The 24,948-nt window shown below is 55.1% G+C and carries 23 protein-coding genes, 3 tRNA genes and 1 pseudogene; 21 read left to right on the forward strand and 6 right to left on the reverse strand.

Features of this window, described 5'->3' with window-relative positions; translation table 11 throughout:
* The first annotated feature begins 7 nt into the window (after positions 1–7).
* From ihfB to IIA05_06620, 9 genes and pseudogenes are all read left to right on the forward strand, one after another.
* Positions 8–310, forward strand: a complete 303-nt coding sequence (gene ihfB / locus IIA05_06580; GenBank protein MCH9026766.1) for an integration host factor subunit beta — start codon at positions 8–10, stop codon at positions 308–310.
* A gap of 173 nt (positions 311–483) precedes the next feature.
* Entirely contained in the window at positions 484–846 is a 363-nt protein-coding gene (locus IIA05_06585; protein MCH9026767.1) for a LapA family protein, read from the forward strand.
* The gene (locus IIA05_06590; GenBank protein ID MCH9026768.1) at positions 836–2,014 is read left to right on the forward strand and encodes a tetratricopeptide repeat protein; all 1,179 of its coding nucleotides are present in this window, start codon (positions 836–838) and stop codon (positions 2,012–2,014) included. Before IIA05_06585 ends, IIA05_06590 begins: the two co-directional genes overlap by 11 nt.
* Before the next feature lie 473 nt (positions 2,015–2,487).
* Positions 2,488–2,775 carry a helix-hairpin-helix domain-containing protein gene (locus IIA05_06595; GenBank protein ID MCH9026769.1) on the forward strand — a complete coding sequence of 96 codons (288 nt, stop codon included), beginning with the start codon at positions 2,488–2,490 and terminating at the stop codon, positions 2,773–2,775.
* A 90-nt stretch (positions 2,776–2,865) separates the two neighbouring features.
* Positions 2,866–3,765 carry a UTP--glucose-1-phosphate uridylyltransferase GalU gene (gene galU, locus IIA05_06600; GenBank protein MCH9026770.1) on the forward strand — a complete coding sequence of 300 codons (900 nt, stop codon included), beginning with the start codon at positions 2,866–2,868 and terminating at the stop codon, positions 3,763–3,765.
* A gap of 345 nt (positions 3,766–4,110) precedes the next feature.
* Positions 4,111–4,599 carry a hypothetical protein gene (locus IIA05_06605; protein ID MCH9026771.1) on the forward strand — a complete coding sequence of 163 codons (489 nt, stop codon included), beginning with the start codon at positions 4,111–4,113 and terminating at the stop codon, positions 4,597–4,599.
* A gap of 93 nt (positions 4,600–4,692) precedes the next feature.
* Positions 4,693–4,779 (forward strand): annotated as a pseudogene (locus IIA05_06610) (VPLPA-CTERM sorting domain-containing protein).
* A gap of 207 nt (positions 4,780–4,986) precedes the next feature.
* Positions 4,987–5,133, forward strand: coding sequence for a hypothetical protein (locus IIA05_06615; GenBank protein ID MCH9026772.1), 147 nt, complete (start codon positions 4,987–4,989; stop codon positions 5,131–5,133).
* Between the two features lie 126 nt (positions 5,134–5,259).
* Positions 5,260–5,565, forward strand: coding sequence for a hypothetical protein (locus IIA05_06620; protein MCH9026773.1), 306 nt, complete (start codon positions 5,260–5,262; stop codon positions 5,563–5,565).
* A 320-nt stretch (positions 5,566–5,885) separates the two neighbouring features.
* On the opposite strand, the gene IIA05_06625 is transcribed toward IIA05_06620, so the two are convergent.
* Positions 5,886–5,961, reverse strand: a tRNA-Asn gene (locus tag IIA05_06625).
* 110 nt (positions 5,962–6,071) lie between these two features.
* Positions 6,072–7,262 (reverse strand): pyridoxal phosphate-dependent aminotransferase, encoded by a 1,191-nt coding sequence (locus tag IIA05_06630; GenBank protein MCH9026774.1) that lies wholly within the window; start codon positions 7,260–7,262, stop codon positions 6,072–6,074.
* Positions 7,263–7,377: 115 nt separating this feature from the next.
* On the opposite strand from IIA05_06630, the gene uvrB reads away from it, so the two are divergent.
* The 12 genes from uvrB to IIA05_06690 all read left to right on the forward strand — a co-directional run bounded on the left by uvrB (position 7,378) and on the right by IIA05_06690 (position 17,947).
* Complete coding sequence (uvrB, locus tag IIA05_06635; GenBank protein MCH9026775.1) at positions 7,378–9,414, forward strand: excinuclease ABC subunit UvrB; 2,037 nt, start codon at positions 7,378–7,380, stop codon at positions 9,412–9,414.
* A gap of 163 nt (positions 9,415–9,577) precedes the next feature.
* Positions 9,578–9,652, forward strand: a tRNA-Val gene (locus IIA05_06640).
* A gap of 61 nt (positions 9,653–9,713) precedes the next feature.
* Entirely contained in the window at positions 9,714–11,639 is a 1,926-nt protein-coding gene (gene thrS, locus IIA05_06645; GenBank protein ID MCH9026776.1) for a threonine--tRNA ligase, read from the forward strand.
* Positions 11,640–11,642: 3 nt separating this feature from the next.
* The gene (infC, locus tag IIA05_06650) at positions 11,643–12,161 is read left to right on the forward strand and encodes a translation initiation factor IF-3 (GenBank protein MCH9026777.1); all 519 of its coding nucleotides are present in this window, start codon (positions 11,643–11,645) and stop codon (positions 12,159–12,161) included.
* A gap of 67 nt (positions 12,162–12,228) precedes the next feature.
* The gene (gene rpmI / locus IIA05_06655; protein ID MCH9026778.1) at positions 12,229–12,426 is read left to right on the forward strand and encodes a 50S ribosomal protein L35; all 198 of its coding nucleotides are present in this window, start codon (positions 12,229–12,231) and stop codon (positions 12,424–12,426) included.
* Positions 12,427–12,443: 17 nt separating this feature from the next.
* Complete coding sequence (gene rplT, locus IIA05_06660) at positions 12,444–12,803, forward strand: 50S ribosomal protein L20 (GenBank protein MCH9026779.1); 360 nt, start codon at positions 12,444–12,446, stop codon at positions 12,801–12,803.
* Between the two features lie 88 nt (positions 12,804–12,891).
* Positions 12,892–13,875 carry a phenylalanine--tRNA ligase subunit alpha gene (pheS, locus tag IIA05_06665; GenBank protein ID MCH9026780.1) on the forward strand — a complete coding sequence of 328 codons (984 nt, stop codon included), beginning with the start codon at positions 12,892–12,894 and terminating at the stop codon, positions 13,873–13,875.
* Positions 13,876–13,884: 9 nt separating this feature from the next.
* Positions 13,885–16,263, forward strand: coding sequence for a phenylalanine--tRNA ligase subunit beta (pheT, locus tag IIA05_06670; GenBank protein MCH9026781.1), 2,379 nt, complete (start codon positions 13,885–13,887; stop codon positions 16,261–16,263).
* A gap of 18 nt (positions 16,264–16,281) precedes the next feature.
* On the forward strand, positions 16,282–16,581 hold the full coding sequence (gene ihfA / locus IIA05_06675; protein ID MCH9026782.1) for an integration host factor subunit alpha: 300 nt from the start codon (positions 16,282–16,284) through the stop codon (positions 16,579–16,581).
* Entirely contained in the window at positions 16,562–16,918 is a 357-nt protein-coding gene (locus tag IIA05_06680) for a MerR family transcriptional regulator (GenBank protein ID MCH9026783.1), read from the forward strand. Before ihfA ends, IIA05_06680 begins: the two co-directional genes overlap by 20 nt.
* A 91-nt stretch (positions 16,919–17,009) precedes the next feature.
* A tRNA-Pro gene (locus IIA05_06685) sits at positions 17,010–17,086 on the forward strand.
* A gap of 363 nt (positions 17,087–17,449) precedes the next feature.
* Entirely contained in the window at positions 17,450–17,947 is a 498-nt protein-coding gene (locus IIA05_06690; protein ID MCH9026784.1) for a DUF4440 domain-containing protein, read from the forward strand.
* 146 nt (positions 17,948–18,093) lie between these two features.
* Here IIA05_06690 and IIA05_06695 read toward each other — a convergent pair whose 3' ends face one another.
* From IIA05_06695 to argH, 4 genes are all read right to left on the reverse strand, one after another.
* Entirely contained in the window at positions 18,094–20,280 is a 2,187-nt protein-coding gene (locus IIA05_06695) for a tetratricopeptide repeat protein (GenBank protein ID MCH9026785.1), read from the reverse strand.
* 634 nt (positions 20,281–20,914) lie between these two features.
* Positions 20,915–21,643: a DJ-1/PfpI family protein gene (locus tag IIA05_06700; protein MCH9026786.1), complete on the reverse strand. Its 729-nt coding sequence runs from the start codon at positions 21,641–21,643 to the stop codon at positions 20,915–20,917.
* Positions 21,644–21,785: 142 nt separating this feature from the next.
* Positions 21,786–24,029, reverse strand: a complete 2,244-nt coding sequence (locus IIA05_06705) for a HEAT repeat domain-containing protein (protein MCH9026787.1) — start codon at positions 24,027–24,029, stop codon at positions 21,786–21,788.
* Positions 24,030–24,039: 10 nt separating this feature from the next.
* The coding region (gene argH / locus IIA05_06710) for an argininosuccinate lyase (GenBank protein ID MCH9026788.1) at positions 24,040–24,948 on the reverse strand (909 nt) is incomplete at its 5' end.

Here is a 24,948-nt window from a genome sequence, read left to right on the forward strand (position 1 = left end):
GATAAGAATGACAAAATCAGAACTTATAGAAGTCATCGCTCGTAAACAGAAACATTTACCGACCAAGGACGTCGAATTGGCAATCAAGCATTTGCTCGAAACCATGAGCGATGCGTTGGCCAACGGCAACCGGATAGAGATCCGCGGGTTCGGTAGTTTTTCTTTGCATTTTCGGCCGCCCAGAATCGGCCGCAATCCGAAGACTGGCGAATCGGTTGCCCTCGAAGGGAAGTATGTTCCGCATTTTAAGCCCGGCAAGGACCTGCGCGACCGGGTCAACCAGAGCCAGGATATTCCCATCCGGGGCTAGCCTGTGTTCCCAGCCCGACCGGGAATTCCGGATCCCTTTATGCGGCATGAAGGTTAGATTCGGGGCGAAGCGTTTTTTGTCTGAAACTGTCCCACTGAACTCTTTGCGGCCGCGGCTGCGGGTTCTTGGTTATTGTTGTTAAATAGTGCTCTGAAAACTGACAGGCACGGATCATGTTGCGCAGAATTATTATTATTTCCCTGGTCATGGCGGTTGCCGCTTTTGCGGCATTTTTCGCCAGCCTGAATCCTGCCGTTATTCCTCTCGACTTGGCTTTTGGCGAAATCGACGCGCCATTGACCCTGGTTCTCGTTGTCTGTCTGGCTCTTGGTTGGGTACTCGGGTTGGTCAGCGCTTCTTTCATGATTTTCCGCATGATGGCGCAACGCAGGACATTGCGTCGTTCATTGGTGCTGGCGGAAAAGGAAATAGACAATCTGCGGACCATGCCAGCACCGGGAGCCGATGGTGGGTCAGCGCACCCGCAGCGTGAAACTGATGCGGGTTTCCTGGCCAGAACCGGCAATGCTGACTGAATCCGCACTGCTACTCGCCAGCCTTTTTGTCATTGCCGCGGCTTGTGGCTGGGCATTTGCAACCTATTACCCGGGTCACAAAAAAGAGCCGGGCGAACAGAAACTCAGCGCGAAATATTCAAAAGGCCTCAATTTCCTGCTCAACCAGCAGCCTGACAAAGCGCTCGAAGTATTCTTGCGAATTGCGGAAATGGATACCGAAACCGTCGCGACCCATTTTGCGCTGGGTAATTTGTTCAGGCGCCGGGGCGAAGTCGATCGTGCCATCAGAATTCATGAGAACCTGTTGAAAAGAGAAGAGCTTTCTGTCGAACACCGGGCGCATGCGGTACTCGCTCTTGGTGATGATTTTATGCACGCAGGTCTGTTGGATCGTGCCGAGGAAAACTTTCTGGAATTGCGCCAGTTTGAGTTATTTCGAGAAACCGCATTGAAACGGCTGGTGTCAATCTATGAGCTGGAACAAGAATGGCGAAGAGCGATCGACACCAGGCGTGAGCTGGAGGCCGGGAAAGTCGCTGGCCAGGCGCCTGTTATCGCGCACTACTACTGCGAACTCGCGCAACTTTGTATCGACGAGGGCAAGACCGACAAGGCCAGACGACGGCTGCGCCGATCGAAACAGATACACAAGGACAATCCGCGCGCGATGCTGATGCGGGCCGAAATTGCGCGCGATGCGAAAGATTACCCGCTGGCGATCAAGCTTTATCGAAAGCTCCTTGACCGGGATCCCGAATTCGTTGCCGAAGTGTTGCCGTGGTTGCTGGCCTGTTACGAGGCGACGGGTGCGGCCGCCGACCTGGACAAGGCCCTCCAGGCGCTGGCCAGGAAAGGTCAGAAGAACAGGACGGCGATCGCCTATGCAGCAATCATGGATGACATACTCGATTACCCGGTAATCAAGGAATGCTTGCGTGAATACTTGGCAAAAAATGAGGCGTTTCGCGAGTGGTTCGCTGCGTTTCAGATGAGTTCGGATAAAATTGTTGCGAACCCCGACATGCTGAGGCGGGTTGCCGGAATTCTGCGAAAGACTTCTGCCGATGGCCGTATGTACCAGTGTAATCAATGCGGTTACATCGGCGTACACCTGTACTGGAAGTGTCCGAGCTGCAAAAAGTGGGACACCATGCGACCCAACACCAGTTTCAGTATCCAGACCTGAGCACGATGCTTGCGCGGCAGTCGCCCCGAGCTGTGGGTAAACCAGGCTTCCACAACGGTCGGCGTTGATGCTTCGATGGGCGGTGGTGGTATTGGGAGCGGAGTTCATTTGTAGATCGGGGGGTTGCGGGCCGCTGGTTTACCCACTGCTAGATGAACTTCGTTCCGAATCGAGCTGTGGGTAAACCAGCGTCCCACAACGGTCGGTATTGATGCTTCGACAGGAGATGGTGGTATTTGGATTGGGGTTCGTTTGTAGTTAGGGGACTTTCGATCGGGGTTTCCGCTTAGCCATTCGAGCGCTCGCCAAGGATCGGTATCCTGAGTATCCGGTCTTAATCGGCAGATTAACCAACTGCACTCTCAATGGCGGCGCGCTAGCTTGTTCTCGTCGAGTTGTTTCGGCGAAGGCGGGCGACAACTGCCCGGCATGGCATCCAGGTCATGCGCAAGATTCATCAGGAGGATCAAGCAATGAAAAAAGCACATCTGATTACCGCTTTGCTGGCCGCGATCTGCAGTTTTCCGTTACTGGCGGGACCGGTCGATATCAATACCGCCGATGCGGCGACGCTGGCCAGGGAACTCAATGGCGTGGGCATCAGCAAGGCTACGCTAATCGTGGAGTACCGGGACTCACACGGCGCGTTCAAAACGGTGGATGACCTGGCCAAGGTCAAGGGCATCGGCAAGGCGACCATCGAGAAAAATCGCGAGAATATTTTGCTTGGCAGCAAGAAAGAAGCAGTGAAAAAGAAATAACCGGGCTGGCTGGGCGGGGCCGGCCGGGCGGCCCCGCTCATTGCGGTTGGATTCCAGCCCGCCACCTGCTGGGTTATGATCGCGCTCGGGATGCAGAACGGGCGGTCGATGGTGAGCAAAACAGTGAGGACAGCAGTTTTCCCGGTAGCGGGCAGAGGAACCCGGTTTCTGCCGGTGACCAAGGCCAGTCCGAAGGAAATGTTGCCGGTGGTGGATAAACCGCTTATCCAGTATGCGGTCGAAGAGGCGCTCGCGGCCGGGGCCGAGCGGCTGATTTTTGTCACCGGGAGCGGCAAGCGGGCGATCGAGGATCATTTTGACCGCGACCATGAACTCGAAGCGGCCCTCAGGGCGCAGGACAAGCCTGAGCTGTTGCAGGCGATCAGGAATATCATTCCGGATTCCGCGACCTGCATTTATGTCCGGCAGAGCGCGCCGCTTGGCCTGGGGCACGCCGTATTGTGCGCTCGTGACTTGGTCGGCGACGAACCCTTCTACGTGCATCTGGCGGACGACCTGATAGACGCCGAAGTCCCTTGCCTGGCGCAAATGCAGGAAGCTTTTTCGAGCTGCGGGGGCAGCGTAATCGGTGTGCAACCGGTGCCCGCGGACCAGACCGATCAGTACGGCATCGTCGAGGTTGAGGATGCCAGCGAGAAAACAACGCGCATCAAGCGCATCGTGGAAAAGCCGGCGCCGGACAAAGCACCATCCAATCTCGGCGTGGTCGGGCGCTATCTGTTGACGCCGGCCATCTTCAGGCAACTGGCAACCACCGGCAGGGGAGCGGGCGGAGAAATTCAGCTAACCGACGGGATCGCCGGCCTGATGACCGAGGAACCGGTGTACGCCTATCGTTATGACGGCAAGCGTTACGACTGCGGCAACAAACTGGGTTACCTGCAAGCGACGGTGGAATATGCGCTCAAGCATGCAGAGGTGGGCCCGCGGTTCGAGAAATATTTGTCCGATCTGCTAAAAAGCAATTAACGCGGCTTGGGAGACCAGAAAAGTTGGCTCATCCAGTGCTCGGGTGATAGCACTGTTTTTTAATTGACTTTAATAAAGCCCCGTAACCTGCCTGAATATAAAACCAAAAGATGGAACAGTCCTGAATGGTATTTGTGACCAGGCATTCTCTTGTTCATATGGGCGCCCCCGCATCGTTGCTGGTTCACAATCTAAGAATTGTGTCGGATTTTCTTACATCCACCGATTCCATATTCATAATCAACATAGAAAAAATCATATAAAACAATAGCTTGGTAAAGCTGGCATGCTAATTGCTTTGTTCAAGCAGACGCGAGAATAAAGAACAAGACAGAGAAACGACGAATGAGGAAAATTGGATACTTACTCACGCTGGCCCTTTTTTGGGTCAGTGGCGCAACCGTTGCCGTACCACTGGATATCGATTTTGTTGCATGCACATTGGGTACCGGCACCAATGGGATAGCCGTTACCGATGTCACTGGAAATAATGGCGGTGCGACCCAGTGCTATGGCACGTTCGACGGCAACGATCCAGGGCCGTCTGCAGATGGTATAAAAACTGGTGGCATGATTTTTGACTTCATAACAAAAGTCGATGTCGCAGATAATGGTGATTTAACGATCGACCCTTCGGGTACGGGCATTGGTATTTCCCTCACATATGACTCGGGTGTGGCAGACGCGACGGGAACCTGGTCATACGATTCGAGCCTGTTTTCAGCGGAAGCCTTTATCATTGTTATTAAAGCAGCCAATGAACCTGGTTGGGCTGCCTGGTTATTTGAAGGTACACATGCGACGTCAACTTTTGGGGACTGGCTTATCGCATGAGGAAATGGTGCCGATTGTACGCCGGCGTTAGACCCAACGACGACAGATGACGATTGTAAAGACATTTCCCACTTCGGTATTTACGCAAAGAATGCAAGGGTTCCCGAACCTGCAACCGCCGCATTACTCGGCCTGGGTCTGATCGGATTTGGTCTGGCTCGACGCCGGAAAATCAAATAACAACAACAATCAGTCGCAATTCCATCCCTCTAAAGCCCTGTCTCCGGCAGGGTTTTTTTTGTGCAGGGTGTCTCCTCACATGGTCGGCAATATTGAAATAATGATCGGCCCAAGCCAGATGGTATTAGATGTTATCTATGTGCTAGGTTTGCGCATGTACGGGATAACGAAGTCACCGGCAGACGATGCTGGCGTTGTTATTTATCTGTGGACCGGTGGTTCAAGATCGATTCGACAGCGAACATAGACGACATAGACGAGGACATCGACATAGACGAGGACATCGACATAGACGAGGACATCCACGAGCCTTTCGGCGAGACTATGGGTGTCCTCCTGTCTCGACGGGCATAGTGTGAGGGAGTTCGCACTATAGTTCTGGAAACTGTGAGGTTTATTGGCCTTGTCATATGCAAAGGTTATATTATCCACTGACCCCTATTATGTAAGGAGCTTGTTGTGGCGGAACCAAAAGGACTCATGAAACCAGTGAAACTAAAGGCTGATATGGCTGAATTTTGTGGAGTCAGTGAACTAGCCCGCACTGAGATCACAAAAAAACTTTGGGACTATATCAAAGCCAATGGACTTCAAACGAAGTCTGCCAACGGCAAACCGGAAAACGCCGGAAAATTCATCGTCGCCGACGGGAAATTGCTCAAGGTGTTTAAAAACACGAATTCCACGAGCAAATCGGGCAACCTTACCGATCTGCGCAACATGAACGAAGGCGACACCATCGATATGATGCAAATGGCCGCTGTGGTCAGCGCAAACGTAGAATAGCCAACAGCGCCCACGGCGCTGTTTTTTCGTGCCGTTGGTGGGTGGGATCCTTAGCGGATGACCCCGGTTTTTCCGGGGTTTTCCGTATCTGGCGAATCAAGTATGCATCTGAACAAACAAAAAAGCCCTCAGGTAGAGGGCTCTTCAGAAATATGGCTCCCCGGCGCAATCCGCCTGCCATATCAAGAACCACTGTGCTGGTTAGTGCGGATTGATCTTTAGCGCCGGATTCATTCGAGCAATCATTTGTTTGTCCGCGCGAATCAAGTAGGCATCTGAACAAACAAAAAAGCCCTCAGGTAGAGGGCTCTTCAGAAATATGGCTCCCCGGCGCGGACTCGAACCACGGACCAATTGATTAACAGTCAATCGCTCTACCAACTGAGCTACCGGGGAATTGCTGCGCTTGTTGGCACAGGGCGCGCATTTTCCACTACCGTGCTCGACCAGTCAAGGTATCACACGACAGTCCCGATAGCCTCCTGTTTTCATCCTGCAAGAAGCGCTTACTTGACGTGGAGACAGCCCCTTATCCGGCCCATGGCATCTTCCAACACAGCGATACTGGTGGCAAATGAAATACGGACATGGCCGGGCGCAAAAAACGCCGATCCGGGCACGACGGCGACGCCAGCCTGTTCGAGCAGGTGGGTGGCAAAACCGGTATCGTCTTCGATGCCGTCGATGCTCTCGATCGCGCCGGACACATCGGCAAAGGCATAAAAGGTACCCGCACCGGCCAGGCAGGAAATTCCGTCCATATCGTTGAGCGCTTTGAGCACGAAATCGTGGCGTTCGCGGAAGGCCCGGTTCATTTTGGCGATACACGATTGATCGCCGTTCAAGGCCTCAACCGCTGCTTTTTGTGAAATCGACGATGGGTTCGATGTGCTTTGCCCCTGGATTTTTTTCATTGCCGCGATGATTTCGCGCGGCCCGCCCGCGTAGCCGATGCGCCAGCCGGTCATCGCATAACACTTGGATACGCCATTTATGGTCATCGTCTGTCCATACAGATCGGGGCAAGCGCTCACCAGGCTGCAAAATGGCTCGTCCGCCCAGTAAATATGCTCGTAAATATCATCGGTGGCGATCACGATGCCTCGATGGCGGGCCATCACCGCACCCAGTTCCTGCAATTCCACACGGCTGTAAGCGGCGCCGGTCGGGTTGCTGGGGCTGTTCAGGATCAGCATGCGGGTTTTTGGGGTAATCGCGGCTGCGAGTTGATCCGCCGTCATCTTGTATCCCTGGTCGGGTCCTGCATAGACGATTACCGGCTGGGCATCGGCCATCAGGACTATATCGGGATAGGAGACCCAGCACGGGGCCGGGATGATGACTTCATCGCCCGCGCTCAGGACCGCCTGGCAGAGATTAAAAATGGTCTGCTTGGCGCCAGCCGAAACCAGGATCTGGTCGCGTTGGTAGATAAGCTGATTGTCACGGCCAAACTTGTCGATGATCGCGTCTTTGAGTTCATCGATACCATCGATCGCGGTGTACTTGGTAAAACCATCCTCGATCGCCCGGGTTGCCGCCTGCTTGATGTGGTCCGGCGTATCGAAATCGGGCTCGCCGACTCCCAGTCCGATGACGTCCTTGCCCTGCGCTTTGAGTTCCCTGGCCCGCGCGGTCACGGCCATGGTCGCCGATGGTTTGACTTTTTTCACGCGGGCGGAGAGGGGCAGGCTCATTCGTTCTTTCCAGGTGGCATAATGCAGGGTCAGCATATTTTAGTGGCATCGCGATCAAAGGCAACAAACACTTTTCAGGCGTCCTTAGGAGCAAGCAGAGAGCCTGCCGGCATCGATGAATCAAGAAGACAGAAAATTCGTCCTGAGCTCTGATTTTGAGCCCGCCGGAGACCAGCCTTCGGCTATTGCCAGCCTGGTGCAAGGCCTCAACGACGGGCTGGCCCGGCAGGTCTTGCTCGGTGTCACGGGTTCAGGAAAAACTTTCACGGTGGCCAAGGTGATCCATGAGCTGCAAAGGCCCACGCTGGTTCTTGTCCACAACAAGACCCTTGCCGCGCAGCTTTATGGCGAGTTTCGCGATTTTTTCCCGAACAACGCCGTGGAATATTTTGTTTCCTACTACGACTACTTTCAGCCGGAAGCCTATGTGCCGTCTTCCGACACCTACATTGAGAAAGACGCCTCGGTCAATGCGCACATCGAGCAAATGCGTTTGTCGGCGACCAAGGCGTTGCTCGAGCGGCGTGACGTGATTATCGTAGCGACGGTCTCGGCGATCTACGGTCTCGGCGACCCGCAGGCTTATTTCAGCATGATATTGCACATGGTGCGGGGCGATCGCATAGATCAGCGAACCGTGCTGCGGCGGTTGGCCGAATTGCAATACAAGCGCAACGATGTGGAGTTGAGCCAGGGGACCTACCGGGTCCGTGGCGAAGTCATCGATGTGTTCCCTGCGGAGAGCGAACGCGAGGCGATCCGGATACAGCTTTTCGATGACGAGATAGAGACCTTGTCGTGGTTTGACCCACTGACCGGGGAGGTCTTGCGCGCTGTGCCGAGGATGACCATCTATCCAAAAAGCCATTATGTGACGGAACGCGATGTTTTGCTCAAAGCGGTCGATGAGATCAGGATCGAGCTGAAAGATCGACTCGAGGAATTGCGCAAGGCAGACAAGCTGGTGGAGGCTCAGCGGCTCGAACAACGGACCATGTACGATTTGGAGATGATCAGGGAACTCGGTTATTGCGGGGGCATCGAGAATTACTCGCGCTACCTTTCGGGCCGGGAGCCAGGCGAGCCGCCGCCGTGCCTGTTCGATTACCTGCCCGCTGACGCTTTGCTGGTGATCGATGAGAGCCATGTGACCATTCCGCAGCTAGGCGGCATGTCGCGTGGCGACCGTTCGCGCAAGGAAACTTTGGTCGAATACGGATTTCGCCTGCCATCGGCGCTGGATAACCGGCCGCTGCGCTTCGATGAATTCGAGGCCGCTTCACCGCAGACCATCTATGTGTCGGCGACGCCGCGGTCTTTTGAGCATGAACATTCCGATCAGCTGGTCGAACAACTGGTCAGGCCCACGGGTCTGGTGGACCCTGAGGTCGAAGTCCGGCCCGTCGCCAGCCAGGTAGACGACGTGTTGTCCGAGATCACTAAATGCGTCAAGCGCAATGAACGCATCCTGATCACGACCCTGACCAAGCGCATGGCGGAGGATCTGACCGAGTACCTGCACGAACATGGCGTCCGGGTTCGTTACCTGCACTCGGATATTGAAACGGTTGAGCGCACGGAGATCATTCGCGATCTGAGACTGGGTGAATTCGACGTGCTGGTCGGTATCAACCTGTTGCGCGAAGGTCTGGATATGCCGGAGGTTTCACTGGTCGCCATTCTCGATGCCGACAAGGAAGGATTTCTGCGTTCCGACAGCGCGCTGGTGCAGACCATCGGCCGGGCTGCGAGGAATATCAATGGCCGGGCGATACTGTATGCGGATAAAATTACCGGCTCGATGCGCAGAGCCCTCGACGAAACTGACCGGCGGCGGGCCAGGCAACAGGCCTTCAACAAAGAGCATGGTATCACCCCCAAAAGCATTCAAAAGTCGGTCGCCGATATCATGGAAGGCGCGCGTTCAGGAGGACCCGCCGGGGATCGGGCACGGCAGCAGAAAGTGGCGGAGGAAAGAGCCCGCTATGCGAACCTCACGCCCGAGCAAATGATTCGCAAGATCAAGAAACTGGAACAACAGATGCTCAGACACGCCAGGGACCTGGAGTTTGAAGAGGCTGCCGGGATCAGGGACCAGGTTGCCGAAATGCGGCGGGTTGGATTCGGGTTCCCCGAGCGCAAAGCCAGCTGACCGGGCGAGCCCATGGAAGAACAATTCAAGATGGCGGACAAAGTTGAATCGGGCATGGAATCAGCTTGCCGGGCGGAGGCGCATCCGGTATCTTTTAGCGCCCTCGGACAAGCCCAGGCAGACAATGGGATGTGCGAGCGAGGATTGCGGACAAGGGAACGACAGGCGCGTAGCTCAGTGGTAGAGCACTACCTTGACATGGTAGTGGTCGGTGGTTCGATCCCACTCGCGCCTACCAGATACCCGGGGTGTTCTCAGCGATAGAGAACGCCCCTTTTTGTGCTTTGACGGAAACGATTATGCCGGTCATTACGCTGCCAGATGGGAGCAAAAAAGAATACGCCAAACCAGTCAGCGTAGCTGCCGCTGCGGCGGATATCGGAGCGGGTCTGGCCAGGGCCGCGCTGGCTGGGCGTGTCGATGGCCGTCTGGTCGACACCGACCATGTCATTGCCGATGACGCCAGCCTGGAAATCGTTACCGGCAAAGACCCGGACGGCCTCGAAATCATTCGCCATTCGACTGCGCATCTGCTGGCCCAGGCGGTCAAGGATCTGTTCCCGAAAGCACAGGTGACGATTGGACCGGTCATCGAGAATGGATTTTTCTATGATTTTGCGTTCGAGCGGGCATTTACCCCGGAAGACCTGGTCGCCATCGAGAAAAAAATGCATGAACTGGTCAAGGCGGATCTGAAAATCAGCCGCGAGGTGTTTAACCGTGACGACGCGGTTGCGTATTTCCGTGGCATTGGCGAGGAGTACAAGGCGAAGATCATCGAACGCATCCCGGCAGACGAGGAAATCGGTGTCTATCGCCAAGGCGGCTGGAAAGACCTTTGCCGTGGACCGCATGTGCCCAGCACCAGCCGGCTGAAGGCGTTCAAGCTGATGAAAGTCGCCGGCGCCTATTGGGAAGGCGATTCACAAAACGAGATGCTGCAGAGGATTTATGGCACCGCGTGGGCCACCAAGGATCAGTTGAAGGCCCATTTGTACCAGCTGGAAGAGGCCGAAAAAAGAGACCACCGCCGCCTTGGCAAAGTGATGGATCTTTTCCATACCCAGGAAGAGGCGCCCGGTATGGTGTTCTGGCATCCGAATGGCTGGCAGTTATATCGCACGATCAAAAACTACCTTCGCGAGCAACTCTCCAGGCGCGGTTACCAGGAAATCCAGACACCCCAGATCATCGCTCGGTCGCTGTGGGAGAAATCCGGCCACTGGGACAAGTTTCGCGATGCCATGTTTACCACCGGGTCCGAGGATCGGGAGTTCGCGATCAAACCGATGAACTGCCCGTGCCATATCGAGGTCTACAAGCAGGGTTTGCACAGCTATCGTGAGCTGCCGTTGCGGCTGGCTGAATTCGGTTCCTGTCATCGCAACGAGGCCAGCGGGACGCTGCACGGGTTGATGCGGGTACGCGGTTTCGTCCAGGACGACGCCCACATTTTCTGTACCGAGGATCAGGTTCAGGCGGAGGTCTCGGATTTTATCGACCTGTTGTTCGAGGTCTACCGGGATTTCGGTTTCGACGATGTGCTGATCAGCCTGTCGACTCGCCCGGAACAGCGGGTCGGCGAAGACGCGCTGTGGGATCGTGCCGAGCAAAAGCTAAAAGACGTGCTCGAAAGCAAGAAACTCGATTACGAATTGGACGAAGGTGGCGGGGCGTTCTACGGTCCGAAAATCGATTTTTCGCTGCGCGACAGCATCGGTAGGGTCTGGCAGCTGGGCACCATGCAGCTCGATTATGCGCAGCCCGGTCGCCTGGGGGCGGTCTATGTCGCCAAAGACAGCAGCCGGCAGACGCCAGTCATGCTGCACCGGGCAATCCTGGGGTCGCTGGAGCGATTTATCGGGGTTTTGCTCGAGCATTACGCGGGAAACCTGCCGACCTGGCTGGCGCCAAGACAGACCGTTGTGATGGGGATTACCGACAGAAACTGCGAATATGTCACTAAAGTTGCCGAATCCTTGAGAAATCAGGGATATCGGGTCGATGAGGACTTGAGAAACGAGAAAATCGGCTTTAAAATTCGCCAACACACGATCCAGCGTATCCCTTATATGATTATTATCGGGGATCGCGAGCAAACAGCAGGAACCGTGGCCGTGCGCACGCGTGGCGGTGAGGATCTCGGTAGCATGAGTCTTGAGGCTTTTGCGCAGATTCTGACCGATGACATAGCGAGCCGCGGCCGCGCTGGTTTGGAGGACTAGCGAATCGCCACAGTAAAACGCGTCAGACGTAACGATGAAATCAGTGCGTCACAGGTCCGGGTCATCGATGCGGACGGGGAACAGGCAGGAATACTTGACCTGGAAGATGCCAAGCAAAAAGCTTATGACCTGGGCCTGGACCTGGTTGAAGTGTCGCCGAACGCGGAACCGCCGGTCTGCCGGATCATGGATTTTGGCAAATACTTGTTTGAGCAGAACAAGAAGGCTCATTCGGCGCGCAAAAACCAGCGGACGGTTCATGTCAAGGAAGTCAAATTCAGGCCGGGCACGGATGAAGGCGATTACCAGGTGAAAATGAAAAACCTGGTCAAGTTCCTAACCCAGGGGGACAAGACCAAGGTCACGCTGAGATTTCGCGGCCGTGAAATGGCGCACAAGGACCTGGGAAGAAAATTGCTGGAGCGCGTACGCAGCGATCTTGAGGAAATCATGGTCGTCGAGCAGATGCCTCAGCTGGAAGGCCGCCAGATGGTGATGGTTCTGGCGCCAAAGAAAAAGTGAGTGCTGGCCACGGCCGGTATTCCGCCTGCAGCGAATAGGCGCGAACAGGCTATAACGGAGTAAAAAAATGCCGAAGTTGAAAACCAATCGCGGGGCGGCCAAGCGCTTCCGCCGTACTGCAAAAGGGGGCTTCAAGCGGGGCCAGTCCTTTCGCAGTCACATTCTTACCAAGAAAAGCACCAAGCGGAAACGGCACCTGCGCGCGACCGAGCGGATTGCCGACGCCGACCTGAAGTCGGTACGCCAGATGCTTCCATACAGTTAAGCGAGGAGGGATAAACGATGGCACGAGTAAAACGTGGTGTTGTGGTCCGTGCTCGCCACAACAAAGTACTTAAGAAAGCCAAGGGCTATTACGGCGCCCGAAGCAAGATTTTCCGGGTGGCCAAGCAGGCGATAACCAAGGCCGGCCAGTATGCCTATCGCGACAGGCGTCAGCGCAAGCGACAGTTCCGCGCCCTGTGGATCACGCGGATCAATGCAGCCGCGAGGCTGAATGGTCTGTCGTACAGCCGGATGATAAACGGCCTGAGTCTTGCCGGTATCGAGCTGGACCGGAAGGTTCTTGCCGATATGGCGGTCCGTGACGCAGATGGTTTTGCGGCGCTTGCCGAACAGGCCAAGGCCAGCCTGCCAGAATAAACGCTGGTTTCAGCCCGGTCGGGCTGACGCGTTTTATCGAAAGGAGGAGGCCTTGGGGCATCCTCCTTTTTTTTAGGGGAGAGGGTAAGTGACGGATCTCGAACAGTTGCAAGCCACGGCGGAACAGGAAATCGCTGCCAGCGACAGTGTTCGTGCGCTGGATGACGTTCGGGTTCGCTTTTTTGGGAAAAAGGGCGAACTTACCCAGCAGCTCAAGCAACTCGGGAAACTACCGGCGGATCAGCGGCCGGCGGCCGGTCAGCAGATCAACCAGGCGAAGAAAATCCTGGCCGACCTGATCGATACGCGCCGGCAACAACTCGAATCCGCGGAACTGCACTCCCGGTTGCGCACGGAAGCTGTGGATGTGACCCAACCGGCGAGAGGGGAACAACCTGGCGGCCTGCACCCGGTTACCCGGACCATGCAGCGTATCGAAGCCATCTTCAGCGGCGCCGGTTTCGCGGTGCATACCGGCCCCGAGATCGAGGATGACGAGTACAATTTCGGCGCGCTGAATTTCCCGGACGACCATCCGGCGCGAGCCATGCACGATACCTTTTACCTTAAAGGCGGCATGCTGTTGCGCACCCACACCTCGCCGGTGCAGATCAGGGCGATGCAGGCGCACGGAACCCCGATCAAGCTGATCGCGCCCGGGCGCGTTTACCGCTGCGATTCCGACCAGACGCATACGCCGATGTTCCACCAGGTCGAGGGCTTGCTGGTCGACAAGGGGATCAGTTTTGCCAATCTGAAAGCGGTGCTCCATGACTTCGTCGAACGGTTTTTCGAGCGCAAGGTCCGCCTGCGTTTTCGGCCTTCCTATTTTCCGTTCACCGAGCCATCGGCCGAGGTCGATATCGAGTGGCAAAACGGCGGTTGGCTGGAAATCCTTGGCTGCGGGATGGTGCATCCGCAGGTGCTGATAAATGTCGGCGTGGACCCGGAGGAATACACGGGCTATGCCTTTGGCATGGGTGTCGAGCGGCTGGCGATGCTGCGCTACGGCGTCGACGACCTGCGCTTGTTTTTTGAAAACGATTTGCGTTTTTTGCGCCAGTTCAACTAAGGAAAACGGATGAACATATCCGAGCGATGGCTGCGTGAGTGGGTTAACCCGGACACGGATGCCGAGGGCCTGGCCCATCAGCTCACGATGGCGGGGCTGGAAGTCGACAGTGTGGCGCCGGTTGCCGCCGAGTTCAGCAAGGTCGTGATCGGCAAGGTGCTATCGGCGGAACCTCACCCGGATGCCGACAAACTGACGCTGTGCCAGGTCGATGCCGGTACCGGCGATGCGTTGCAGATCGTTTGTGGCGCTGCCAATGCGCGCAAGGGCATGAAGGCGGCAGTCGCCCTGGTCGGTGCACGCCTGCCCGGCGGGGTAAAAATCAGCGCTGCGAAGATTCGCGGCGTACGATCGCAGGGCATGCTCTGCTCGGCTCGCGAGCTTGGGCTTGGCGACGAACACGAGGGGGTCCTGGACCTGGATCCGTCAGCGCCGGTGGGCGAGTCTTTCCGCGAATGGATGAACCTGGACGATCGCGTCATCAAGTTCGATCTGACGCCGAATCGCGGCGATTGCTTTTGCGTGGCTGGCGTTGCAAGGGATCTTGCGGCGATCAATCGTCTGCCTTTGAACGAGCCGGAGATCAGCGATGTTCCCGAGCAGACCAACACGGTTTTTCCAGTCGATGTGATCGCCAAGGATGCCTGCCCGAGTTTCTCCTCGCGGGTGGTCAGCGGCATCCGGCCGGATGCGCGCACGCCGATGTGGATGTGCGAAAAGCTGCGCCGCTCGGGGCTGCGGCCGATCCACCCGGTCGTCGATGTCACCAACTATGTCATGCTCGAATTGGGTCAACCGCTGCATGCTTTCGATCTGGATATCGTGAAAGGCGGGATCCGCGTCCGCTATGCGGAAAAGAATGAAAAACTGACGCTGCTGGATGGTCGTGAAATCAGCCTCGATACCGACGTCGTCCTGGTGGCGGATCACGAACGGCCGCTGGCGATTGCCGGCATCATGGGCGGCGAAAATTCCGGGGTAACTGAACAGACCCGCAACGTCCTGTTCGAAGCCGCATACTGGTCACCGCCGGCGCTGGCCGGACGCGCGCGGCGTTTTGGTTTACATACCGATGCTTCGCTGAGGTTCGAACGGGGCGTCGATCCATGGCTGCAGCAAAAGGCAATACAACGCGCGACCGCATTGCTCATCGATATTGCCGGTGGTGAGCCCGGCCCGCTGTCGACAGAACGCTCGAACAAACACATGCCGGCACGCGATCCGGTCAGGCTGCGCGCGCAACGCATCGAGCGCGTGCTGGGCATGGAGATAGCGGCAGATGAAGTGGTTGCTATTTTGCGCGCGCTCGGCATGTCGCTCAGCGATGAAAAGGACGGCTGGATAGTTACGCCACCCGGTCACCGCTTCGACATCAGTATCGAGGAAGACCTGATCGAAGAAGTCGCCCGAATTTATGGATACGACCGGATACCCGAAACGCCGCCCAGAACGATCACCCATATGCCGAAAGTCACCGAGGGCAGGGTGGCGGAGTCACGGATCTGCTCAGCGCTGGTCGAAAGGGGCTACCAGGAAGCGATGACATACAGTTTCATATCGGCAGACCTGGACCGGCAGTTTGCCGGGGACGGAGCGCAGGCCGAGTTGCTGAATCCCATCTCGGAAGAACTGGCGGTGATGCGACGTTCTTTATGGCCCGGGTTGCTGGAAGCGCTGAGAAACAACCTGAGCCGGCAACAGGAACGCGTCAGGTTATTTGAAATTGGCATGAGGTATTACTCTCAAAAGACTGATTTTAAAGAGATTAATACTTTGTCCGGCGTCATCTCCGGTGGTCGCCTACCTGAGCAGTGGGGGTCTGCGGCTGAGCGCATCGACCTATTTGACATAAAGGGGGATTTGGAAGCCGTTTTGCGCCCGACGGGTAATATTTCCTCCGTGAACTACCGTGCCGAGGAAAATCCGGTGCTCCGACCCGGCCAAAGCGCCAGGGTTTTACTGGATGCCGAGCCGATCGGTTGGCTTGGCGCTTTGCACCCGCAGATCGTCCGGCAAATGGACATCGACCGTGATACGTGGCTTTTCGAGGTGGATATCGATGCTGCATTTACGGCGAAAATACCCGAATTCCAAGGGATTTCACGTTATCCGTCGATACGGCGCGACATTTCCATCCTGGTCCCCGAATCGGTCAGTATTGCTGAAATTCGGGAGACGGTGAGACAAGCCGCCGGTGAGTTGTTGTCCGAGCTCCTGATTTTCGACATTTACCGCGGTTCGGGAGTAGATTCTGGTCTAAAAAGCGTGGCTTTAGGCTTGATTTTACAGGATTATTCTCGCACCCTTACGGATACCGTTGGGGATGCCGTCGTACAGGCGGTTGTGGGACAACTGCACAAATCTCACCAAGCCAATTTACGAGAATAGACAAAAAAGAGAATCGAAATGGCGCTCACAAAAGCACAAATGGCGGAGGCACTGTTCGACGAGCTGGGCCTGAATAAAAGAGAGGCACGCGAGTTGGTGGATCTTTTTTTTGAAGAGCTTCGTGCGTCGCTATCCAGTGGCGAGGCAGTCAAATTATCGGGTTTTGGTAACTTTGACCTGCGCGACAAAAGCGAAAGACCGGGCAGAAACCCGAAAACCGGCGAGGAGATACCGATTACCGCTCGCCGTGTGGTGACGTTCAGGCCTGGTCAAAAACTGAAATCACGAGTGGAGGCCTATGCTGGAACCCGGGAATAACAACGAACTTCCGCCGATTCCGGGAAAGCGTTATTTCACGATCGGTGAAGTCAGCGAGTTGTGTGGCGTCAAACCACACGTGCTGCGCTATTGGGAGCAAGAGTTCCCGCAGCTAAAACCGGTGAAGCGGCGCGGTAACCGTCGGTATTACCAGCGCCAGGACGTATTGATCATCCGCCAGATTCGCAATCTTCTGTACGACCAGGGATTTACCATCGGCGGCGCCCGTCAGCAACTGACCGGCGATGCCGCCAAGATCGATATCAATCAGAGCCAGCAGATTGTCAAACAGATGCGGCTCGAGCTCGAAGAAATACTCAAGATTCTAAGACGCTAAGCAACTTCTCTTTTCGCTTTTTCTTCCTTCCAAACATAGGATTCGGTATCATGCCGGGCCTTCGCACATAGTCAGCGAAGACTGATCCGGTCGGGGCGTGGCGCAGCCTGGTAGCGCACCTGCATGGGGTGCAGGGGGTCGGAGGTTCAAATCCTCTCGCCCCGACCATTTATTAAAAAGCTAAAGGTGGGGCGTTCGGATTACCGGCCCTCAGGCACAGCCTTCGGGCGTTCAGCGGGGGAAGATCTGTTCGATCTTTTCTTTGCCGCCATGAAACCTCGACGAGTCCTTTGATTCATTGGCATACACGCCATCTTCTGCGTTTTAGATAAAGTGTTGCGTCGACCGGTTGAGGCAGCAGCCGAAAGAGGAAGTCAGAATCTAGTATTTTTAGCGTTTTTGACGTCTGCTTTGCCCTGTTTACGGCCATTTAGCTGTTAAAATGCTGAGGGGCCGTTAGCATTCAAAGTCGACATTCAAGTTTTACTGCCGATCGTCTATCACCAATCTGCCATCTCGATGGAGGGGAACATGAAATCAATTACTCTTTTAATTCTCCCTGCAATTCTCATTAGCTTCGGCTGCGCGCCGCCGGCGTCAGAGTCCACGGCGGAAACACCGGCCATCGATCTCGAGAGCGAGCGAGACGCGCTCATGGCGGTCGACAAAGCTTGGTCGGAAACGGTCGACGACATTGACGCATTCCTTTCGTTCATTGCGGACGGTGCCCACTTCATGCCGTTCGGCGCTCCGCTCGCTCAGGGAGACGCGATTCGCACCACATGGGAAGGTCTCATCTCCATGCCCGGGTTCGGTCTCGAATGGCACGCCACGGGTGCCGAGGTGGCAGCCTCCGGCGACATCGGATACACCATCGGAGCATTCGAGCTCACCGCCGAGCAGGACGGCACTACGATGCTCACCGAGGGGAAGTACGTGACAGTCTGGCGCAAACAAGCCGATGGGTCGTGGAAAGTTCAGGTCGACATCTTCAACACCAACGGGCCTCCGACGGCCGCAGAAGATTGAGATCAGAATTTTCGTAAGAGAAGAAAACGTCCGCTTCTGGCCGAAAGCAGCCGTTCTTTTTTATCCAGGCTTCTAGCATCTGAGCGGCCGCTTTCGGCCAAAAGCGGCCGCCCAATCTGGTTCCTGGCAGCCACGCCGCGGACTGATCAGAGCTCTCCGGCAGCCTTCAAGTCCTTGGCTCTCCCGGCCTGCAGCGCAAGATCCGCTTTTAGTTGCTGATGCAGGTTCTCGAATTCGGGACTGTCGCGAATTGAGTCCAGGTTTGGGTCGTGGTCAAAATAATACCAGATCAATACCCGCCATCCCTCGTCAATCGCCTCTCGCAACGCCTGTATCGCTCGCTGCTCACGCTTCTGAAGCGCATAAATTCGCACGTCCGCAATCCAATAACCGTTGGTACCGTGCCGATTTAGTGTCGCTATAACCTTGAGACTGCCGTTCAGGAGATCCTCTGCGCGGGCTTGCTTTCCGAGATGCATCAGAACAAGCGCCAGATCAACTGCGGCAGCATAATTTGAAGAATTTACAGCCGGTACTTCCGGCTCCGTGAGTTCCGGAAATGCTCTCGCATAACGCGAACGCGCGACTTCATATCGCCCGGCCGCAAGGTCAGCATTGCGAAGCAGATTCAGCCCCCCCCAGTTGCGCGGGTACATTTCGAGCATAGTTCGAGCATCTCGCTCTGCAGCGTCATCATCGCCCTGATACAAATTCAGAAGCAGACTGGACCAAACGGCCCAAAAAGTATCCGGATCCAGTTCCAGCGCCTTGTCTACCCAGTATTTCGCACTGTCTGGATCACCGATCTCCAGATAAGCGACCGTCTGCGCGGCCTGCAAACTAGGGCTGAGCGCATCTTTTTGTGCCGCTTTGTGATACCAAACCAGTGACTCGTCGGCGCGACCATATACAAGGTAGTGAATTGCGGCAATGTACACATAAGCGAATGCATGATCTGGCTCTATGTCTATAACGCGCAGATACCCGGCCAACGCTTCGTCGAATCTTCCCGACTCGTCATGAATACGGGCGATGTCATACATAACAGTTGCCGAGAACGGATCGAGTTCCAGCGCTTTTTGAAAAAACTCGAGAGCCTCTTCCAGACGGCCCTCCTGCCAGCGCAGCCGGCCATAAAAACGAAACACGCGAGGGTAGTTCGGTTGCAGCACGATCGCCTGCTTGAAAGCGGCTTCGGCGCCCAGCAGGTCTCCCTGCTGTCGTCTGAGAAATCCCAAGGTGGCGTGAGCCTGCCCGAGACTACTGTCGAGTTCCAACGCGCGTACCACCGGCGGTTCGGCGAGTGCGTTGCTTTCATCGGTTCGCAGGCCGCCGTAAAAATTTGCAGCAAGGGTCAGGTACGCATCTGAAAGGCCTACATATGCCAGCGCGAAGTTCTCATCTAGCTCAACTGCCATCTTGAAATAATCGATAGCCGCATTCAGTGATTCAACTGACTCGATGCCGGCTTGGTTTATACCCTTGAGATAGGCCGTGTAGGCGTCCAGGTTTCTCGTTGGCATCGACTCCAAGAACAGATTCTCTTGGGGTGTGAGGTTCGCCTTGAGTTCCTCTACGATCGATTCCACGATTTCAGACTGGATCGCAAATACGTTTTCGGCCGTCAGGGTTCGGTCATAAGTTGCTGCCCAAACGTGTTCGTCCATCCTCGCGTCAATTAACTGAACGTTGATGCGGATCTGATCGCCGGCGCGTTGCACACTTCCTTCCAGAACTTTGCTGACACCAAGTTCTCTACCGATTTCACGCGCTGTCTTCTTTGTATCTTGATATCGTTCTGTCGACGTCCGGGAAATGACTTTCAGAGCGGCAATCTTCGACAATCTCGTAAGCAGATCGTCCTGAATTCCGATCGCCAGAAAACTTGCGCTGCCTTTGTCAGCGCTCGTATTCTTGAAAGGCAATATTGCGATCGACTTCGGATCTACGATGGTCGCGATCAGCTGGTCTGACCGGGGTGCCCGGATCGTTGATATCTCGGTCCCTACACCGTACAGTGCCGCGGCAACGACGGCCGCCAATGCTGTCAGGATCAGAAAATCGGCGCGCTGCAATGAATGATCATCAGACGGATCGATGTCGGGTGTATGGATAATTCGACCGCCGACAATGTCGAAACGCCAGCCAAAAATCAGCGCAACCGGAATTCCAATTATAAGCCCGATCCAGATGTAGCGTAGCGCTGTCGACGGAATATTCCAGCTCTCGAATGCAAGATCGGCCACCTGCAAAACAACCCAGGCACCAACGATATACAGCGCCGCCGCGCGAAATACGCGGCGTCGGCGACACTCTGCAATGAACTTCTTCATGTGGCGAGCCAGCGGGTGATTCTGCCCAGTTTGAAAGATTGTACCGAAGTTGGATGCCGAAGCGTCCGGTTTGGGTCGTTAGCGGCCCCTCACGACTCTACCATCCCAAGGTCCGCTTTGGGTCGTTTGCGGCCCGTCGTCGTCATTCTAGCTCAACGGCCGCTTCCGGGTGTATTCCGGTCCTTCAACTCTCGATTTTTCATTTCGCGAATCTGAATGTCTGCTTTTCTCAACAGTGGCCGTTCAGAGCAACAAAATATCATTGAAACGACCGGCAGCTAACGGCTGCGGTTTCAACTGGTCAACGCAACACTTTAACTAAAACGCAGAAGATGGCGTATATGCTGATGAATCAAAGGAGACGCCGAGGTCTTGACGGAGGCAGAGAAAGTGGAGTTGTGGGACCGCTGAAAGCGAGCAGGAGCGCTGAAGTCGATTGGGCGAGCGTTTGATGAACCCTCATCGTCTGTTTATCACCAGTTGGTCCCGCACGGAGGGATCAAAACCCCAGCAGAGAGGATTAACGCATGTGTTGCGTCGATCGGTTGAAATCGCAGCCATTAGCGGACATTCGTGCCAACGCCGTCAGGCGAGCGCAGCGGCGCTTTTTTGGCGTCCGAGTGCATTTGCCTCGTTAGGCATTTTCTTTCATACCCGCTTTTTTACGCAATTTTGTCAAGGCTGTGCGCCATAAAATTTTAGGTACAGAAATGACGTTTCTAGGATTTTTTGCTGCTTGAAGCATTTCTGCTTTGGCAATTTTATAAACCGGCTCTGAAGCTTTTTCAGGATGCCCCGCGTCAACGGGAGGGTGGGGATCATACTCGATAAGGAGTTGAATAACTTCAGCTCGCTCTTGGCCACAAAGCTCTTTTACTACAGACAACGCCAGATCAATACCAGCTGAAACGCCTGCGCCAGTAATTATTTTTCCAGATTTCACCACTCTTTCATCTCTTCTAGAATCAGCACCAAAGTTATTTAGTGCTTTCTGCGCAATCCAATGAGTGGTAGCAGGATGACCTTCAAGGATCCCTGCAGCACCAAGAACCAAAGCACCTGAACATACTGACAATGTTAGTTTGCTAGTTTCATGAACTTTCTTTAACCATGCTATCAATTCTCCATCAGCCATTGCTGTAGTTTTATCTGCCGACGAGCCCGGAACCAAAACTATATCTGGGCTTGGAGTTTCATCATAAGAGTGTGTCGACCCCATCACCAGAACGCCATCTGTCGAGATTGGTTGCGGAGTACTACTTACAAATCGAATTTCAGCATCTGGAATTAAACGAAGAACCTCATACGGGCCAACAGCATCTAGTGCAGTCATTCCCTGATAAAGTACGATAGCAATTTGCATAAATATTTCCTTTTAGTGCCTAACAGCTAATTCTAACGCCAGAGCAACATATCACCGCCATTTTGGTACATATGAAGGCTGAGCTTGAATGTCTGTTTTGGGTCGTTTGCGGCGACCGAAGGAAGCGAACTGCATGCGCTGGTTAGGTGACAGCTTCGTTATGCTCCTTTAGCCAAGCACCCGTGGCACCTGCGACTATGGCAAGGACGAATGATTTGATAAGGCCGGTGTGCGGGCCACGAAAAACTTCAACGGCCTCAGAGACGCCACGGTCAATAAATCCAACAAGCACAAAGAACAAAATGAACGATGCAAAAACCAGCGCGCCGGAGGAAATTGCTGCAACTCGCACACCGGCAATCTTAGCTGTCCGATATCCGGCCCACAAAGGAATCGCTATTTGCATTGGCCATTTCGTATAGACTGAGATTTGAGTTGTCCACACGAGCTCGCCGAGTGCTTGGCCAGGGCCTCCAGAAAAATACTGTTGCACGGCTAACATCTCGAGCGCGGCCAAGGCATCCACCGCTTGACTCAAACGTGTTTCCGGGGTGATCGGCTGGCGACCGGCCATCGCCGTCAAGCGTTGAACGGTAAATGCAACGGCTTCGCGTTTGTAAGGCCAAGGAAATGCAGCTGTCAACGGATCAAGTTCCGCGAATTGTTTTGCTCTCACCAGGTTCTCAGTACGAGCAAGCAGACCAATTGGAATCTGGGCTGTCTTTTGTTCGCGGCGCAGCATTTGAATGAGCTCATTCGCAGAGGGAAAATCGAGAAAATCGCTAATCAGGATCATTTCCAGATCGGAATCCTCCATTGCGGCTTTCAATAAAGAACGTCCTGTGCTTGCCGACTCTCCGACCAAGCCCGCTTCTGACAATTGACCCACGAGCGTTTGCGCTTGCTCTGTCCTGGGATGACCGATCAAGACACGTCGCTCGCCAACCGAACTGACCAGAAACCCTAGGGCTTCCGGCAACCAGCTGGACCCCGGGTACGCGGTCGTCGGGTCGATCCGCAAGATTGCCTGCGCGGCGACGAATCTCAACCGACGGTCCCCATGCTTTAATGCGCGAACGAGCGGCTGCGGGCTTGCGTCGTCGGAATAAAGCAATTGATCGTCGCCGATTGCTCCCAATATTTCGGCAGCTCCGATCGCGGCGGGAATATGGTTGGTTTTCATTGCCTCAACAAACACGTCTTCCACAAACTCCGTCCCAGCTGCAACCGCTTCATCGTGCGCTGTACCAGGCCCCTGCTTCAATGGCCAATCCAATCCGACGACGAATTTCTCTGACTCCAGTTTCGTCATCAGAGACAGACGACGGTACGTTTCATTTTCGGGTGCGAGCGAAATCAGGTCCGCGGCGGCCCGGGACGCCTCGAGCAATGCGGCAACTTCCGCCGGATATCGCTGAGGCACGCTGACTTGATCATCCGAATTCCAATGCCACAACTCAATCATGTCGTCAGAATCTGGCTGCTTGGGAAAGACGCCCGAAAAGAACTTTTTTGCGCGGCGGTGGAGGAAACGCTCGGCATCCGCTTGAGTTGGTGTGTCGCCAACGATTCGCAATAGCGCCACCTCGGCGGCATGGCGGAGCCGCTGGTTGCTGTTCTTTTCGAAATAGATTCTGAGCAAATAGGGCATGGCGCTTCGCGCCTCCAAGCGTCCCAGCACCAACACCGCATGAGTTCGCAAATCGACATTCGGAGTCTCCAGTACGCCAATCAACGGATCGATTGAAGTTCGCCCCAGCGCTGCCAGTCCCGCTCGAATCCCCGCATGTTCCTGTGCCCGGCTTTTGTCGGCCAGAGCCTGAACCATCGGCACGACTGCGGCCGTGTCGGCTCGTCGCAGTTCCGAGATCGCCACTCGGCGAGGTCCCAAAGACGGATCGTTCAACTGTTTCACGAGTATGTTTAAGTAGTTTGGATCACGAGCGGCCTGATAGGCAGTCTCAAGCACTTTCCTGCCGAATTGAAGACCTTGGGGCGCTAGCGGTTTATAGCGACTCAATCCAATGAAGAATCCCGATCCGTACTGTCGATGCAGTGCAATCATCGCGTCTTTGTCGATGCCCGCGGCAATCAGCTTGTCTAGATATTTGCCCGCTTCATCAGGTCGACCCAAATCCATCATCGTTTGAATGGCTCGAGTCAAATCGGTAGGAGTCGTTGGATCGGCTTCACGGATTGCAAGAACCACGGGATCCCGTTCTTCGCCTGCGGGAGTGCCTGTCTTAGGCACGCCGATTGGCGGCTTTGGGTCGCCTGGCCCGCCAAATGGATCATCGACGTCGGGTTGGGCTGCCAATGGCAACGCCGCGCAAAGCACGACTGCGATTCCGCAGAATATCGATTGGTATCGTCGTTGTCGCATCATGGTGCAAATCCTACAGAGCTAACTTATCTTTCCAATTCTTAACCTGTTGTTGAACCTGTTTAGGCGCGGTTGAACCGTAACTGACAAACGCCTTGATCGCGTTGTCCACGCCCAGTACGTCAAAAACAGTTTCGTCCAAACTCGGATCAAACTCCTGAAAGTCCGCCACCGTGAAATCGCACAGCCTCACGCCACGGTTCAGCGCCCGCCGCACCATCTCCCCAACCAAATGATGAGCTTGCCTTTGAGGTGTGCCGCGCCGAATTAGGTATTCCATCAAAGTCGTTGCGTCGAGGTGCCCTTTGTCTAGCCGCTCGGCGATTGCCTCCCGATTCAATTCGGCGCCTGACACGATTGGCGCGGCGAGGCCCAAACACGCCTTCACCGTGTCCACCGAGTCAAACAAAGCAGGCTTATCTTCCTGCAAGTCGCGATTGTAGGCCAGCGGCAAGCCCTTCACGAGCATCAACAAGGTTTGCAAGTTACCGACGACGCGTGCCGTTTTTCCTCGTGTGAGCTCTAACACGTCTGGGTTGATTTTTTGTGGCATGATCGACGAGCCGGTGCAAAACTGGTCGGGCAGCGTGATGAAATTGAATTCCGTCGTCGACCACAAGATCCACTCCTCCGCCCAAGTGCTCAGATGCAGCGCGATTAGCGACAATGCAAAAGCGGTCTCCAACACAAAGTCGCGATCACTGGAAACGTCCAAGCTGTTTGCAGCGACGGATTCGAAACCCAATCGTTTTGCAACGTCTTGTCGATCAATCGGGATGGACGTTCCCGCCACGGCAGCCGTGCCCAAGCTAGACACATTGACTCGCCGCCGGCAATCCTCCAGACGCTGACGATCACGTTCAAACTTTTCACAATAGGCGAGCCAGTAATGAGGTGCGAGAACCGGCTGGGCTCGCTGCAA

It is taken from the genome of Pseudomonadota bacterium (assembly GCA_022572885.1).
GTDB lineage: Bacteria > Pseudomonadota > Gammaproteobacteria > Steroidobacterales > MnTg04 > MnTg04.

What these genes read in the sequence shown, in the direction of transcription:
- pheT (MCH9026781.1), top strand. Translation starts at nt 13,885, where the DNA reads ATGAACATATCCGAGCGATGGCTGCGTGAGTGGGTTAACCCGGACACG.
- IIA05_06605 (MCH9026771.1), top strand. Translation starts at nt 4,111, where the DNA reads ATGAGGAAAATTGGATACTTACTCACGCTGGCCCTTTTTTGGGTCAGT.
- IIA05_06590 (MCH9026768.1), top strand. Translation starts at nt 836, where the DNA reads ATGCTGACTGAATCCGCACTGCTACTCGCCAGCCTTTTTGTCATTGCC.
- rplT (MCH9026779.1), top strand. Translation starts at nt 12,444, where the DNA reads ATGGCACGAGTAAAACGTGGTGTTGTGGTCCGTGCTCGCCACAACAAA.
- rpmI (MCH9026778.1), top strand. Translation starts at nt 12,229, where the DNA reads ATGCCGAAGTTGAAAACCAATCGCGGGGCGGCCAAGCGCTTCCGCCGT.
- IIA05_06695 (MCH9026785.1), bottom strand. Translation starts at nt 20,280, where the DNA reads ATGAAGAAGTTCATTGCAGAGTGTCGCCGACGCCGCGTATTTCGCGCG.
- uvrB (MCH9026775.1), top strand. Translation starts at nt 7,378, where the DNA reads ATGAATCAAGAAGACAGAAAATTCGTCCTGAGCTCTGATTTTGAGCCC.
- IIA05_06705 (MCH9026787.1), bottom strand. Translation starts at nt 24,029, where the DNA reads ATGATGCGACAACGACGATACCAATCGATATTCTGCGGAATCGCAGTC.
- IIA05_06595 (MCH9026769.1), top strand. Translation starts at nt 2,488, where the DNA reads ATGAAAAAAGCACATCTGATTACCGCTTTGCTGGCCGCGATCTGCAGT.
- galU (MCH9026770.1), top strand. Translation starts at nt 2,866, where the DNA reads ATGCAGAACGGGCGGTCGATGGTGAGCAAAACAGTGAGGACAGCAGTT.
- IIA05_06690 (MCH9026784.1), top strand. Translation starts at nt 17,450, where the DNA reads ATGAAATCAATTACTCTTTTAATTCTCCCTGCAATTCTCATTAGCTTC.
- IIA05_06700 (MCH9026786.1), bottom strand. Translation starts at nt 21,643, where the DNA reads ATGCAAATTGCTATCGTACTTTATCAGGGAATGACTGCACTAGATGCT.
- IIA05_06620 (MCH9026773.1), top strand. Translation starts at nt 5,260, where the DNA reads ATGAAACCAGTGAAACTAAAGGCTGATATGGCTGAATTTTGTGGAGTC.
- thrS (MCH9026776.1), top strand. Translation starts at nt 9,714, where the DNA reads ATGCCGGTCATTACGCTGCCAGATGGGAGCAAAAAAGAATACGCCAAA.
- ihfB (MCH9026766.1), top strand. Translation starts at nt 8, where the DNA reads ATGACAAAATCAGAACTTATAGAAGTCATCGCTCGTAAACAGAAACAT.
- IIA05_06680 (MCH9026783.1), top strand. Translation starts at nt 16,562, where the DNA reads ATGCTGGAACCCGGGAATAACAACGAACTTCCGCCGATTCCGGGAAAG.
- ihfA (MCH9026782.1), top strand. Translation starts at nt 16,282, where the DNA reads ATGGCGCTCACAAAAGCACAAATGGCGGAGGCACTGTTCGACGAGCTG.
- IIA05_06630 (MCH9026774.1), bottom strand. Translation starts at nt 7,262, where the DNA reads ATGAGCCTGCCCCTCTCCGCCCGCGTGAAAAAAGTCAAACCATCGGCG.
- IIA05_06585 (MCH9026767.1), top strand. Translation starts at nt 484, where the DNA reads ATGTTGCGCAGAATTATTATTATTTCCCTGGTCATGGCGGTTGCCGCT.